The sequence below is a fragment of the Psychrobacter sp. AntiMn-1 genome, from assembly GCF_001854065.1.
Taxonomy (GTDB): domain Bacteria; phylum Pseudomonadota; class Gammaproteobacteria; order Pseudomonadales; family Moraxellaceae; genus Psychrobacter; species Psychrobacter pacificensis.
In genome coordinates this window covers 3,071,748-3,086,017 of the sequence record NZ_CP012969.1, presented here as the reverse complement: position 1 = coordinate 3,086,017, position 14,270 = coordinate 3,071,748, and the positions used below count along the sequence as shown (strand labels likewise).

The 14,270-nt window shown below is 45.2% G+C and carries 10 protein-coding genes; 7 read left to right on the top strand and 3 right to left on the bottom strand.

Annotated features, from left to right (window positions below):
- Window positions 1-298: 298 nt before the first annotated feature.
- The 4 genes from AOT82_RS13295 (at window position 299) to AOT82_RS13280 (ending at window position 4,795) form a co-directional block, all read left to right on the top strand.
- Complete coding sequence (locus AOT82_RS13295) at window positions 299-1,669, top strand: glycerophosphodiester phosphodiesterase family protein (protein ID WP_071003543.1); 1,371 nt, start codon at window positions 299-301, stop codon at window positions 1,667-1,669.
- Between the two features lie 226 nt (window positions 1,670-1,895).
- Entirely contained in the window at window positions 1,896-2,675 is a 780-nt protein-coding gene (locus tag AOT82_RS13290) for a response regulator (RefSeq protein ID WP_071003542.1), read from the top strand.
- Between the two features lie 16 nt (window positions 2,676-2,691).
- Window positions 2,692-4,464, top strand: a complete 1,773-nt coding sequence (gene creC / locus AOT82_RS13285) for a two-component system sensor histidine kinase CreC (protein WP_071003541.1) — start codon at window positions 2,692-2,694, stop codon at window positions 4,462-4,464.
- A gap of 130 nt (window positions 4,465-4,594) precedes the next feature.
- On the top strand, window positions 4,595-4,795 hold the full coding sequence (locus AOT82_RS13280) for a hypothetical protein (protein ID WP_071003540.1): 201 nt from the start codon (window positions 4,595-4,597) through the stop codon (window positions 4,793-4,795).
- A 134-nt stretch (window positions 4,796-4,929) separates the two neighbouring features.
- Here AOT82_RS13280 and aroC read toward each other — a convergent pair whose 3' ends face one another.
- Window positions 4,930-6,033: a chorismate synthase gene (gene aroC / locus AOT82_RS13275; RefSeq protein ID WP_071003539.1), complete on the bottom strand. Its 1,104-nt coding sequence runs from the start codon at window positions 6,031-6,033 to the stop codon at window positions 4,930-4,932.
- Between the two features lie 103 nt (window positions 6,034-6,136).
- Window positions 6,137-7,312: a 50S ribosomal protein L3 N(5)-glutamine methyltransferase gene (gene prmB / locus AOT82_RS13270; protein WP_071003538.1), complete on the bottom strand. Its 1,176-nt coding sequence runs from the start codon at window positions 7,310-7,312 to the stop codon at window positions 6,137-6,139.
- Window positions 7,313-7,653: 341 nt separating this feature from the next.
- Between prmB and AOT82_RS13265 the strand changes: the two genes are divergently transcribed.
- Window positions 7,654-9,057: a L,D-transpeptidase family protein gene (locus AOT82_RS13265; RefSeq protein ID WP_197496702.1), complete on the top strand. Its 1,404-nt coding sequence runs from the start codon at window positions 7,654-7,656 to the stop codon at window positions 9,055-9,057.
- Between the two features lie 159 nt (window positions 9,058-9,216).
- Here the strand turns inward: AOT82_RS13265 and AOT82_RS13260 are convergent, their stop codons facing one another.
- Window positions 9,217-9,429: a hypothetical protein gene (locus AOT82_RS13260; protein ID WP_071003537.1), complete on the bottom strand. Its 213-nt coding sequence runs from the start codon at window positions 9,427-9,429 to the stop codon at window positions 9,217-9,219.
- 364 nt (window positions 9,430-9,793) lie between these two features.
- Here AOT82_RS13260 and AOT82_RS13255 point away from each other — a divergent pair, with 364 nt between their 5' ends.
- Both AOT82_RS13255 and alaS read left to right on the top strand, forming a co-directional pair.
- Entirely contained in the window at window positions 9,794-11,431 is a 1,638-nt protein-coding gene (locus tag AOT82_RS13255) for a DUF389 domain-containing protein (RefSeq protein ID WP_083328964.1), read from the top strand.
- Between the two features lie 146 nt (window positions 11,432-11,577).
- Window positions 11,578-14,250 (top strand): alanine--tRNA ligase, encoded by a 2,673-nt coding sequence (alaS, locus tag AOT82_RS13250; RefSeq protein WP_071003536.1) that lies wholly within the window; start codon window positions 11,578-11,580, stop codon window positions 14,248-14,250.
- Window positions 14,251-14,270: the final 20 nt, after the last annotated feature.

Sequence of the window (14,270 nt, the reverse complement as noted above, 5' to 3'; positions counted from 1 at the left end):
GTACTAAATGGACAATAGCGAAAATGAGAACAGTATAAGAAGACACGTATGATTTTATGACCGATAAGCCCAGTACTATCAAGCTTATATACTGTCAACTGTCTACTCTTTAGTACATTTTCCTACAATTGTATCTGCATTAATGTTAAGTTCTTACAAAACTAAGCTCATACAAGAATGCAAGGCCTTTAGTTTCTTTTAGCAAACAGCAAGTAGCAACCAATAGTCAAACGCTAATCTTTTAATTCCTATCCCTACGTCCGATGGGATTTTTTATAATTTTGCAGGAACATTTTACATGACAATTTCTAATAAATCAGCGCTTGAGCTGAGTAAGCACACGCTGGCTAAAGTCAATAAGATTCATCTCGCCTTACCTTTAACGCTTGTCACCTCATTACTAATAGTAGGCTGCACTACTGATAGCCGCTCAACACTCACATCAAAAGCCTCTTCATCAATAGCGCAACTGCAATCACAGCCGCAACCGTCCTCACCTGTCGCATATACCTATGGCGTGCGTCCGTTTTATCTGATAAATGATATGGATGAGGGACCACTAAAACAAGAGCTACAGGCGTGCAGGGGGCAACTACCAAGTAAGACGGACTTCTCTATTGCGCATCGAGGTGCGCCATTACAGCTACCTGAACATACTTATGATAGTTACGTGGCGTCAGCACAAATGGGTGCTGGCATCTTAGAATGTGATGTTGCATTTACCAATGACGGTGAGCTTGTCTGTCGTCATGCCCAAAACGATTTGCACACCACGACTAATATTTTGACCACGCCGCTGGCCAAGCAATGTACCGTACCGCCTGTATTGGATGCTCAGGGTAAACTTACCAATGCCGATAGTATCGAATGTCGCACCTCAGATATCAGTGCCGCTCAATTTAAAACCTTGACGGGTAAGATGGATGCTGCCAATAAAAAAGCAACCAGTATTAGCGAGTATATGAATGCAACCGCACCGTGGCGAACGGACTTGTATTCACAAAATGGTCAGGTATTGACGTTAAAAGAGCATATCGCATTGGCACGCCAGCTAGGCATGAAGCACACGCCTGAGCTAAAAGCACCAGCCGTGACCATGCCGTTTAATGGCTATCGTTTAGACGATTATCGCCAACAGCTGATAGATACTTATAAGGCAGCGGGCGTGCCTGCAAGTGATGTATTTGCCCAGTCATTCAATATAGAAGATCTGGATTACTGGATCAAAAACGAGCCAGCTTATGGGGCTAATGCCGTCTATCTGATTGATGACAGCAATGAGACCGCTGACGATAAAACTTTTAATAAAAACGACGCAAGCACTTGGAGACATTCATTGGCTGATATCAAAGCACGCGGCATCAATACCATTGCACCGGCGCTTTGGTTATTAGTCACTACTGACGGTAAAGGCAATATGCAACCATCAGAATACGCAAAACAAGCCAAAGCCAATGGTCTAAAAATCATTACGTGGTCGATAGAGCGTTCAGGACCATTAACCGACGGTGGCGATTGGTACTATAGCGGTCTTGGAGATGCTATCAACAATGATGGTGATATGATGAATTATATTGACGTACTAGCGCAGGATGTCGGTGTCCAAGGCATTTTTTCAGACTGGCCCGCTACGGTAAGCTATTACGCCAATTGCAAAGGTCTTAAATAGATTTAGTCTATTAATAGATAATCACGCTTAGTTTGTATTACCGAGGCTAGCTTATCCATTGAGCTGGCCTTTTTGTTAAATGCATTAAAATGATTACACCGAAAACCATCTACTGAGCACCCTACTTTTCCATTAACTTTTCACACCATTCGGTTCCTAGTAGCAGGAGCATCCTGCTGTTTTGTGCTACGATAATTTACTAAGATTATAAGATGATGTAGAGACTATGACCCATATTTTACTGGTAGAAGATGATCCTGCGATCGCGATGTCGCTTAAGGTTACCTGCAAGCGCGAAGGCTGGCAGATGACTTGGCTGGATAATGCCAGTAGTGTGTTACCCATGCTGCATAGTCATGAAGCACAAGATCTATCGGCGATCATTATGGATGTCGGTCTGCCAGATGGCGATGGTCTGAGTCTGTGCCAACAAATACGTCATACACCTGATATCGACGCCTTAAAAGACTTGCCTATTGTATTTTTGACTGCACGTAGCGATGAGGTCGATCGTATTTTAGGGTTGGAGATGGGTGGCGATGATTACTGTGCCAAACCCTTTAGTCCACGTGAATTGGTCGCACGCCTAAAAGCCATTTGGCGACGTGAACAGCTGATTCAACAGTCAGGCTCTCATACCGTAAGCTCAAATGACAGCACTGACAGCACCTCCTCGAATAATCTATCAGGACAAGCATTAACGTTTGAAAACCAATCCGGCGTTTGGCACTATCAGCCGCTTAATTATTCATTAACGTGGCAAGAGCAAAAGCTGGAACTTAGTAACACCGAGCGCAAAGTTTTACTCACCTTATTACAAGCACCGAATCAAGTCTTTAGCCGTGAGCAGCTGCTTAACGCAGTTAGTGATTATCCTGATCATCGCCTAGCACGCACGATAGACAGCCATATCAAGTCGATTCGTAAGCAACTTGCGACTATTGATACGAGTATTGAAGTCATTCATACACATCGTGGACTGGGTTACGCATTATGTCCAGCTTAATAATAGCTGCTAATTTATGAATCATAATGCCAATAATGCTGAGAGCGATACTCATAACGACCAAAACAATTGGTATGCCAAATTGCATCCCATTGGTACTGTGCAGCAAACTCCTAAGCGTAAACGACTGCTCAATTTAAGTATATTTTTTAGGATTTGGCTGGCGGTCGCTTTGGTACTCATCATTTGTGGCATTGTTGTTTTTACTCAATTATTTGGCTACGTTAAGCCAACCGCGCAGCAAGTCATCGAAGACACGCTATTAGACACCAGTAAATTACTAGCCGCTAGCCTGCAAGTGCCATTGGCTACGGGCGAGCTATACGATGAAGCGTATCAAGCACAGCTCGATGCAGCCTTTGTGGGCATACCGGCGACTAACGAGCACTTAGGCGCTGTCAATCAAACCAAAAGCTATAGTAGCTTTCGGGTATATGTAACAGACAGCAGCGGCAGGGTCATTTATGATTCGCTACCCCAACCTGATAATAATGAGGGACAAAACTATGGGCGCTGGAATGATGTCTATCTCACATTAAGAGGTCAGTACGGTGCAAGAAGTACGCTGCGGGATAACCAGCAGCGTGATGGCTCGGTCATGTATGTCGCACAGCCAATAAAGAATATGTCTGGCGAGATTATCGGCGTGGTCAGCGTCGGCAAACCCGTCGCCAGCGTGCTACCTTATTTGGACGATACACGTAACCGCATGCTGATCACAGTGCTATTTATCAGCACGGCTGCCCTCATTTTAGCAGGTCTCATCGCATGGTGGCTCAAGCAAAGTATTACCTTAGTGACTCAATATACCAGTTCGCTGGCAGAAGACACCAAAAAGCCCTATTTTTATCTGGGTCATGAGCTAAACAGCCTGACAGATACCATTGAGACTATGAAGCATCGACTAGAGAATCGTGCTTATGTCACTGATTATGTGCATACACTCACTCACGAGTTAAAAAGCCCTTTAACCGCCATTCGCGCCAGTAGTGAGCTGTTAGAAGATGATGGACTAGATGGTCATACGCTTGATCAGGATGATCGGCAGATGCTCATTGAGACGGTTGGTGAGCAAAGCGTAAAAATGCAGCAGCTCATCGACCGACTACTGTTGCTTGCGAAAGTTGAACAGCCTACTTTTAAGCTCAGTCGTCAGCTAACGCCGCTACTGCCATTATTACAGAGTCTAATAAAAGACAATACCGCTAAGCAGCAACAGCAGAATCTACAACCTATCGATATATACATCGATGATCAGCACATGACAAACACTACAAACTTACCAGCAGAATTATTGGCCTCTACCAGTGTGTTTGCTGACCAATTTTGGTTGGTACAAGTCTTACAAAATGTGCTGGATAATGCCATTCATTTTGCTGATAACACTGTTGATATCTCGTTGCACAGCACAGCGCGAACGGTAATCATCGATATATTTAATGATGGAAAGCTATTGCCTGATTATGCTATTGAAAAAGCTTTTGAGCGTTATTTTAGCCTATCTCATCAAAGCCATTCTGTTCAGCAAGTGAAAAATCAGAATACAACCTATACGCTAGATACAGGTTCAGCACATCACAAAGCTGACTCAAAACAGTCCGATAGTATTCTCAAAAAAGGTACCGGTCTTGGACTCACTTTAGTGAAGCAAGTCATTGAGCATCATGGCGGTCAGGTAACTATTGATAATATCCATGCTAATGATAATAAAATTGGCACTGATAAAAATCATACTGGTAAAAATCAGCGTTCTGGTGTGATGGTTAGTATTACCCTGCCCCTGGCTTAAGAATAAGCATTGATAACAGTTCATCAATTTTCCATCATGACTGCACAGGATTTCTACTTCTTTATTTTACGATAGCACTAAGATCTATTGAACCATCAAATTTGTAAAGCAGATTAGAAGGAGAACATTTATGTCACGTCAATTAACTGATGATCCTATGATCAAGCACCTAATCGGCCTCAGTCGTCATCACTGCGCGCAGATACTATCCAGCCAAGGTGTCGGTAGTATTGAGTTTGGACATTGGCTAGCGATTCCTAGTCAGCAATTATTACTGGTCTTTCGGCATCAGCAATGTATAGCTATTGATGAATATCGATTGGCAGCCTGATATCTTGCTCGCTCAGCACGTTGATTGTTTTTAGGTAACCCCTGTATTTTATTGGGACATAAAAAAGCCCTTTATCATTTCTAGTATCAAACTACTGGAAACAACAAAGGGCTGATTGCTTTAGAGCAAAAATACTAAGTAATCGATTGTACTGGCGGCTTCACATCCGCGTTCTGACCACGGTGACGCAGATAGTGATCGAGCACTACAATCGCTAGCATCGCTTCGGCAATAGGCGTGGCACGCACACCGACGCAAGGATCATGACGGCCTTTGGTGAGCATATCGACTGCTTCACCTTGGGTATTGATACTTTTACCAGCGGTGGTAATACTAGACGTTGGCTTAAGCGCGATACTGACACGGATATCTTGCCCTGATGAGATACCGCCTAAGACACCGCCCGCATGATTGGCTGCAAACCCATCTGGGGTCAGCTCATCACGAGCGCTATGTCCAAATTGACCTGCCACTGCCATACCATCGCCAATCTCAACCCCTTTGACCGCATTGATACTCATCATCGCATGAGCGATATCGGCATCTAAACGATCAAATACTGGCTCGCCCAGACCTACGGGTACACCGCTCGCAATGATATCAAGGCGTGCACCGCAACTGGTGCCTTCGCGGCGCAAGTTGTCAATCAAGGTCTCAAAACGGCCAATCGCTTCTTTGTCTGCGCAGAAGAACGGATTGCTATTGACAAATTCCCAGTCAATTTGACTCGGATCTAGAACGTTACTATGCTCATTGCCGATTTGGGTCACATGACCACGAATTTGTACGCCCAGCTGTTCTTGTAAGTACTTCTTAGCGATAGCACCAGCAGCCACTCGCATAGCCGTCTCACGCGCTGACGAGCGACCACCGCCACGATAATCACGAAAGCCGTATTTCATACTGTAAGTATAATCGGCATGTCCAGGACGGAAGGTATCTCTGATATCGCTATAGTCTTTTGATTTTTGATTGGTATTGCGAATCAATAGACCGATGGATGTCCCTGTGGTTTTGCCTTCAAATACGCCAGAGATAATCTCAACTTCATCAGACTCACGGCGCTGGGTTGAATACTTAGACGTACCCGGTTTGCGACGATCCAGATCTACTTGTAAATCGTCTGCAGATAATGCTAAACCTGGTGGTACGCCATCAACGATGGCCATCAGTCCTGCGCCATGTGACTCACCGCAAGTGGTGACCGTAAAAACCTGCCCAATACTATTGCCTGCCATAATTGTCCTTAAACAAGTAAACGCGACTGATGGTTGTTCGACCAACCTTTTATGATTATCGCTGATCAGTTTTTATATGCTCGATTTTGTGACCCACACTCAACTATTGCATGCTATCTAATAGTTGCACATAAGCGGCAAACAGTTGACGATTGGCTACCAATTCATCATAAGTAATCGCAAAAACCCCATGTCCGCCATGTGCAAACTTCAACCAATCAAACTGAATCTCAGGATAGGCTTGCTTTAATGCCCATTCGCTGTCGCCCACTTCGCAGACCAGCAAACCATCTGGGCTAAGGTAATCTGGCGCTTCAAATAAAATACGATGTACCAAATCCAAGCCGTCTTGACCCGCGGCTAATGCATGCTCAGGCTCATATAAAAACTCAGGTGGCAAATCTGCCATGATAGCCGCATCGACATACGGTGGATTGGTGACGATAAGCTCATACTGGTTCTCAGCAGGTATCTTGGCAAACAAATCAGACTCGATTACGTTCACTTGATGGCCAAGGTCATGATGATCGACATTGACCATTGCCACGTCCAGCGCGCCTTTATCGATATCGATAGCATCAACCAACGCATCAACGAAACGGGTAGCAAGCGCGATTGCGATACAACCAGAGCCAGTACACAAGTCTAAGATACGCTCAGGCTGCGACAACTGCTTCACATCCAAGCCATGATCATAAAATACTGCTGACTTTTCATTCGGGCTAACACCCAGTGGTTTGGCGAGTTCAGTAACTTCAAAATAAGGATGGAACTGCTGACGAATCAACTCTGCGATTGGCGAGCGCGGGATAAGCACGCGCTCATCCACATAAAAAGGCAAATCACAGAAATACGACAAGTTAATCAGATAGCTCAGCGGCTTACGTTCAGCGATGCGCTCTTCTAATAGTCCTAGCACTGCCTGCTTCTCTGACGTGGTCAAACGACAGTCTAAAATCTGCTCATTGGCTGACCAATCTAAAGACAACGAATGCAACACAATGGCTGAGGCTTCTGCAAACTCATCGGTCGTGCCTTGCGCGACAACCACATCATAGTTACGCAATTGTGTGACGGAAAAACGAATAAAGTCGCGAATACTCACTAGCTGCTCGCGTGCTTCTTCTAACTCGGCATGTAAGTTAGCAAGTTCGCCATCCTCACCAAGAAGTCCAGTTTCTAGATCATACTCCATCTCACCTTCTAAGCCCTTAGACTCATCATCACTGAAGTATTGGTTTTGAAACTCTTCTGCACTCATTGTTTGGTCTTCTGACATATCGCACCTTATGGATTAACTATTAGCAGGTTAAATGGCTTGTTGCTAACAATCGATCTATTAATAAAAAAATTAATCATACATTATAGACGTAAACGCCAAATAGCGCCAATCACTGTCATTTTTACTAAAACAAAAAATAGTGAAAATAATGAGGAGTTTGCGTAAGCAGCCTGCCTGTCGCCGTACACATTTTGGCTAAAATATTACTCAACTGTAGCGAATACGTCAGCAGTTGACGTTTAACCCACTCTAAATGCAAAAAGATAGACCAAAAGTTTGCGAAGCAACCAAATTATGCGCATAATAGCCGCATTAGTAGCAACCACAAGTGATTCAATATGATGAAAATAAAGCCTATTATTACTGCTATATCTATCGCTGCCATGAGTGCCAGCGTTGGCGCACTTGCCGCCACTGCCGATAATACTCGCACATTGCCAGTACGAACAGCAAACGCCATGCCAGGCCTTGCTCAAAAGGTGAGCCTCAATGTGCAAGAAAATCGTAGTCGCTCAGATGGTGCTGCTACTGTACAGTTAAATACAGAGAACGCAAAACCCGTTGATAGCATGAACCAGCTGATCAACACTAAGCAAGATGCTCAAAATAGCACGCCAGCACCCGCTGCTGACAATATGAGCGCTGCTGAGTTGACGCGTAAAGATGAGCAGTCAGATAGCACTGATGATATCAGCGAAGGCCAAGCGGTCGCTGCACCCAGCGATGTCTCCTCTATCGACTCATCTGATCCACTCGCCTTTGAGTTACCGGAGAGTGAAAAGCGTCAAGACTTCAGTGATGATCCAACCATCAAAAATATCGAAGATAAAGATGGTAAGAGATATACCACATTAAACTTGTCAAATTACGCACAACAAGTCAATAACGCTGTCTGGTCGCCTAACATGAAAGTCAACTCAGCCATGACGATCAAAATGCAAGCGTTGCTCGATTGGAACCATGCCTCTCCTGGTCCTATCGATGGTGGCTGGGGTATGAACAGCAAAAAAGCCCTTACTAACTTCCAAGCGATGAAAGGCTTGCCAACCACAGGTAGAATGGATCAAAAAACGTGGGATGCCTTGGTTAAGAACATTCCTGCAACCAAACCTGTGCTTGTCACTTATACGTTGACTGATGATGATATTAATACCAACTTTGCCACCACGCCTGCTAGTGCAGAAGCCAAGTCAAAAATGAAAGGGCTGTATTATCAGGATATCAAAGAGATGCTTGGTGAGCGCTTCCATATGGATGTGCGCTATTTGGATAAACTCAATAAGAACAAAGAATACAAAGCTGGTGAGACCATCACTGTACTAAATACCCGTGGTGCGTTAAACAAGCGAATCAACCGCGTGGTCGCTAACAAAGCTGATAAAACGTTATATGCTTATGATGGTAACCAACTGGTAGCGACTTACCCAACGACCGTTGGTAGTGATGACACGCCGTCACCACATGGTACTTATAAGATTGTCAATAAAGTCAAAATGCCGTGGTATAAAGCCACAGTCGGTGAAGGCGCTCAGAAAAAAATCCATATGTTGCCACCAGGACCAAACAATCCAGTCGGTGTGGTATGGATGGGCTTATCTAAACCGTCATATGGCCTACATGGCTCACCAAAACCTGAAGGTATCAGTCGCCAAGCCTCACATGGCTGTATCCGCTTGACCAATTGGGATGTGCTTGAGGTTTATGCCAATATCGAAAATGGCGCAACCGTTGAGCTTAAATAACGCTCTAACCTAGATCGCTATCAGCATTTATTACCAAGTCAGCACTTACTACCAAAAAAGACCTCACTATTGAGGTCTTTTTTACGTTTGGCGACGCTTTAGCGTTTTTACTACTAAAACCAACATCATCTGAGCATCAAGCCAAAATCTGATCATCCGTCATGCTTTATGACCATCTTCGTTACCAGTGATGCTACCGATTTTTTTGGCAAAGAACATGGTGATGGGAATAGACGCCGCTGCACCCACTGCGACCGCTATTTGCATATGCGCGATCTCATCGAAACCCATAATGAGCGTACCGATGATGACAATCCCTGTGGTGACAGTGCCTGCTATGATGTAAATGACAGCAAATAATGGCCAGTTCATGACTTAATCCTTACTTTATGTGTGGGTATAGTTACTTTATACGCCATATCCCTACTAAAGGTAAGTATTTAATATAGACGCCAGCCTCATACATTTTGGCTGACTTATTCTAAAACCCATGTTAACATAAGGGTATTTCTCACTCATATTTCGCTATCTTCATTAATACTCATTTCCTATAAATTTTTACTCCGATTCCACTTTACATTCAGCCCCTCGATCATACCCTTACTACGATACCTCTTTCTATTTTGCCCAATGTCATGTCTAGCACTTTGCTTTTGCACAAAAAAAAGACAGCTTATCCCTTATTTTTCATTACAATAATGGTTTTATTTCATCTGACTAATAAAGCCCAATTGCTATGACCGCTTCTGATAATACGTCACAACAAAAAAAACCAGATACCGCTTCTCAGATTTCATCTGATATGACAAAAGAGACATCTGAGAGAAAGATCGATGATGCCCATGAACCAGAACAGACCACTGAACAGGAGTATGCAACCGAAAACAGTGAAGAGGAGTCGCTCTCTGAAACAAAAATCGTCATCACCTCACCAGAGCCTGATGTCGTCATTGCCACGCTAGACGCGCCTGATGATGACTCAGATCAATCTGAATTATCCAGCCCAAACACAGACACAGCCGCTCACGCATCAGAAACAGCGTCTGAGGCTTTTCATCAAACACAAGAAAATCCAGACACTTCCGAAGCGCCCAACACTCATGTTAGCCAACCTGTCGAACCCATTTCGATCGATCATAGTATCCATGAAAATGATCCTGCCGTTGCTGACGTCGCTGATCATCTAACCACAGAGTCTACAACGACAAACACTAGTGGTGAAAATGTGGAGAGTGATGACGACGAGCAACAGTCAGAAGAAGAAAAGATCAAAGATGAAAAAGAAGCCAAGCTAGAATCCTACAAGCAATTCGTGGCCAAGCAGTTTAGCGATAAAAAGATAGACTATCCTGAAGTCCGTGTCACGATCGAGGCCAACGCCCTACCAAGTAAAATGTACTTTGTAATGAACACGCTATCAGCCATTATTGCCAGTTATGGCTTGGTGACCAATTCAGCCGCAGTGGTTATTGGCGCGATGTTGGTCGCCATGATGCTCGGTCCGATTACAGGTGTCGCCCTAGCGATTATTGACTACCGTATGCCACTGTTGCGTAAGTCGTTGCTCACCGTGTTAGCGGGGGTGTTTTTGGTGATATTGGTCGGCTTTGTGGTGGGTCTATTGCATCAAGGTCAACCGCTGACCAATGAGATTTTGTCTCGTACCCAGCCCACGTCTATGGACTTGATGATTGCACTGGCTGGCGGTACGGCTGGTGCATATGCGATGGTGTCTCCGCACCTGTCCGTCGCCGTTGTTGGGGTTGCTGTGGCCACCGCCTTGGTGCCGCCACTCGCGGCCAGTGGCATTTTATTTGCCAATGGCGAGATACAGATGGGGCTAGGTGCTGCCTTATTGGCCCTGACCAACATCATTGCCATTCAGTTTACTAATGCCATGGTACTGTGGTTTTTAGGCTTCAGGCGCTTGGTCGATGATGATTATGAATCGGGCACCTATTTGATATTTTTCCGTCGAAATGCCGTCACACTATTGTTACTGGTCGGCTTGGGCATTTATCTTACTCTAAACCTCAATAGCAATGCCAAGCAGCAGACCTTTGAAAACAATGTCAAAGAAGCAATTAATGAACATTTTATCGATCAAGGTAACGTACTGACCAACATACAATTTGATAAGAATAATGCGTTTCAAATCATTCGTGCCGTGGTACGCGGTGAGACCAGTCCAAATTCACAAGATGTACAGCAGATCGAGGATGTGATTACCAAAGATATGGCAGAAAACTTCCCCAAATACTTGCCTATTAAATTGCAATTGCGCTACTTGCCAGTGCAGGTCATTGAGTCTGATCCATTAATCAAAGACAAGCTTGATGAGACTGATGCGGTAATTTTGACCAATTCACCATGATGCACCCTATATGAGCGGCAAATCATGAATGGACTATAACGAGCAGTTGTAACTCTTGTACCAAGAGCTTAGGCGTTTGTGCTAAAATCGCTTGCAAAATTATTTTATGTCATTTACTCAATTCTATCCGTCAGTAAGGAGCCGCTGTGAGCCAGCCATTTCGCTCAGCCGATATTCGCCAAGCCTTTATCGATTTTTTTATAAGCAAGCAGCACACCCAAGTTTCATCGTCTAGCTTGATTCCGCATAATGATCCAACATTGTTATTCACCAATGCCGGTATGAATCAGTTTAAAGAAACCTTTTTGGGCATGGAGCCACGTGACTATACACGTGCTGTGACCTCGCAGAAATGTGTCCGCGCTGGTGGTAAGCACAATGACTTGGACAATGTTGGCTACACTGCCCGCCATCATACGTTTTTTGAGATGCTTGGTAACTTCTCGTTTGGCGATTACTTTAAGCAAGCAGGTATCGAGTATATCTGGGAGTTTTTGACCTCAGATCAGTGGCTCGCGATTGATAAAGATCGTCTGTATGTCACCATTTATGAGACTGATGACGAAGCCTTTGATATTTGGCACAAAACCATTGGTCTGCCAAGTGAGCGCATCATTCGTATCGGTGATAACAAAGGGGCACCGTACGCCTCAGACAATTTTTGGACCATGGGCGACACCGGTCCTTGTGGCCCTTGCACCGAAGTGTTTTATGACCATGGCGCTGAGATCGAAGGCGGCTTGCCCGGTACGCCAGAAGAAGATGGCGATCGCTACATCGAGATTTGGAACTGCGTCTTTATGCAGTTCAATCGCCAAAAAGACGGCACGCTATTGCCGCTACCTGCGCCCAGTGTCGATACTGGCATGGGGCTTGAGCGTATTAGTGCTATCATGCAAGGCGTCCATGGTAACTATGAGATCGATCTGTTTACCCATTTGATGGATGCGGCAGCTGAGATCTTAGAGATTGACAATGAACAGCAGTCTTCACTAAAAGTCATTGCTGACCATATCCGTGCTGTGGCCTTTTTGATTGCTGATGGCGTCACACCGAGCAACGAAGGTCGTGGCTATGTATTGCGCCGTATCATTCGCCGTGCGGTACGTCATGGCAACAAGCTTGGCGCTGATAGTGAGTTTTTCTATAAAATGGTCGCACCGCTCGTGGCTGAAATGGGCAGTGCTTATCCAGAGCTAGTAGAAAAACAAAACGTGATCGAAAATGCGATTCAAAAAGAAGAAGCGCAGTTTGCCAAAACATTGGCACAAGGTCTGCGTTTGCTTGCCAGCGAGCTTGAAGGTCTAAAAGATGGCGATACGCTATCTGGCGAAGCGGCCTTTAAACTCTACGACACCTATGGCTTCCCGATCGATTTGACCGCGGATATCACGCGTGAGCGCGGTATTGCTATTGATGAAGCGGAGTTCGATGAGCACATGCAAGCACAGCGCGAACGTGCTCGTGATGCAGGTAAGTTCGATGTCGATTACAGCAGCGTCATCCAAGTCGAGACGCCAACCGTCTTTGTTGGTTATGAGCAACTTGAAGAAGAAGGCGTGACCATCGACGCGCTTTATCAAGATGGCAACCCAGCAGATAGCTTAACGGAAGGCACAGAAGGCGTTGTGGTACTTGATCGTACGCCATTTTACGCCGAAGGCGGTGGTCAAGTGGGTGAGCTTGGTGAAATCCGTACCGAATCAGGTGTCTTTGAAGTACAAGATACCAAAAAATCTGGTCAAGCCATCATTCATTATGGTGTGGTGACCATGGGTGATATCAAACCCAAGCAAACGGCGGATGCCCACGTGCTTTCAAGCATTCGTGCAGCCAGTGCCAAAAACCACTCTGCTACTCATCTATTACATGCAGCACTAAGAGAAGTCTTGGGTGATGAAGTCACGCAGAAAGGCTCATTAGTCTCAAGCGACGTCTTACGTTTTGACTTTGCTTATGATAAGCCTGTCAGTGCTGCTGAAATCATGCGAGTAGAGCGTCTCGTCAATGAGCAAATCCAAGCCAACACTCCTGCTCGTATTGAACACATGTCGATTGATGAAGCCATGAATCAAGGCGCGATGGCATTATTTGGCGAAAAGTACGGCACTGACGTTCGCGTACTAACCATGGGTACAGATCGTATCGTCGATGGTCAGCGCAAGCCATTTTCTATCGAGCTTTGCGGCGGTTTACATGTACAGCGCACTGGTGATATCGGTATGCTAAAAATCACCAGCGAGTCAGGTATCGCTGCGGGGATTCGCCGTATTGAAGCCGTCACGGGCATGAACGCGGTCAAAAACATTCAGCAAAGCGAGCAGCAACTAAGCGAGTTGGCAAGCCAGCTAAAGGTCAAACGTCCTGAAGTTGCCCAGCGTGTGCGTACCATGGCAGATAAGCAACGCGAGCTTGAAAAACAACTAGAGCGCTTAGAGCAAAAAATCGCCAGCGCTCAAGCTGCCAACTTACTCGATAATGTGCAGACTATTGCAGATACGCCCGTACTTCTCAGCACCTTAAGCGGTATCGATGGTAAATCCATCCGTACGCTGATGGATGATATCAAATCAAAACTGCCTGATAGTGTGATTGTATTGATTGGTGATAAAGATGACCAATTAGCACTAGCCGCGAGTGTCGCAAAATCTGTTACTGCTACAATCAAAGCGGGTGATATCATTCGTCATTTAGCCAGTGAGCTTGGTGGTAAAGGTGGCGGCAAGCCTGACTACGCACAGGGCGGCGCGCCGAAGTCCGACAACAGTACTGCGGTCATCAATGCCCTACCTGCTTGGATTGAAACCCAGCTTAGCTAATCATAAAAAGCCCAGTAACT

Excerpts from the sequence above, each read along its gene's own strand:
- AOT82_RS13295 (WP_071003543.1), top strand. The coding sequence starts at position 299 with ATGACAATTTCTAATAAATCAGCGCTTGAGCTGAGTAAGCACACGCTG.
- AOT82_RS13290 (WP_071003542.1), top strand. The coding sequence starts at position 1,896 with ATGACCCATATTTTACTGGTAGAAGATGATCCTGCGATCGCGATGTCG.
- creC (WP_071003541.1), top strand. The coding sequence starts at position 2,692 with ATGAATCATAATGCCAATAATGCTGAGAGCGATACTCATAACGACCAA.
- AOT82_RS13280 (WP_071003540.1), top strand. The coding sequence starts at position 4,595 with ATGTCACGTCAATTAACTGATGATCCTATGATCAAGCACCTAATCGGC.
- aroC (WP_071003539.1), bottom strand. The coding sequence starts at position 6,033 with ATGGCAGGCAATAGTATTGGGCAGGTTTTTACGGTCACCACTTGCGGT.
- prmB (WP_071003538.1), bottom strand. The coding sequence starts at position 7,312 with ATGTCAGAAGACCAAACAATGAGTGCAGAAGAGTTTCAAAACCAATAC.
- AOT82_RS13265 (WP_197496702.1), top strand. The coding sequence starts at position 7,654 with ATGATGAAAATAAAGCCTATTATTACTGCTATATCTATCGCTGCCATG.
- AOT82_RS13260 (WP_071003537.1), bottom strand. The coding sequence starts at position 9,429 with ATGAACTGGCCATTATTTGCTGTCATTTACATCATAGCAGGCACTGTC.
- AOT82_RS13255 (WP_083328964.1), top strand. The coding sequence starts at position 9,794 with ATGACCGCTTCTGATAATACGTCACAACAAAAAAAACCAGATACCGCT.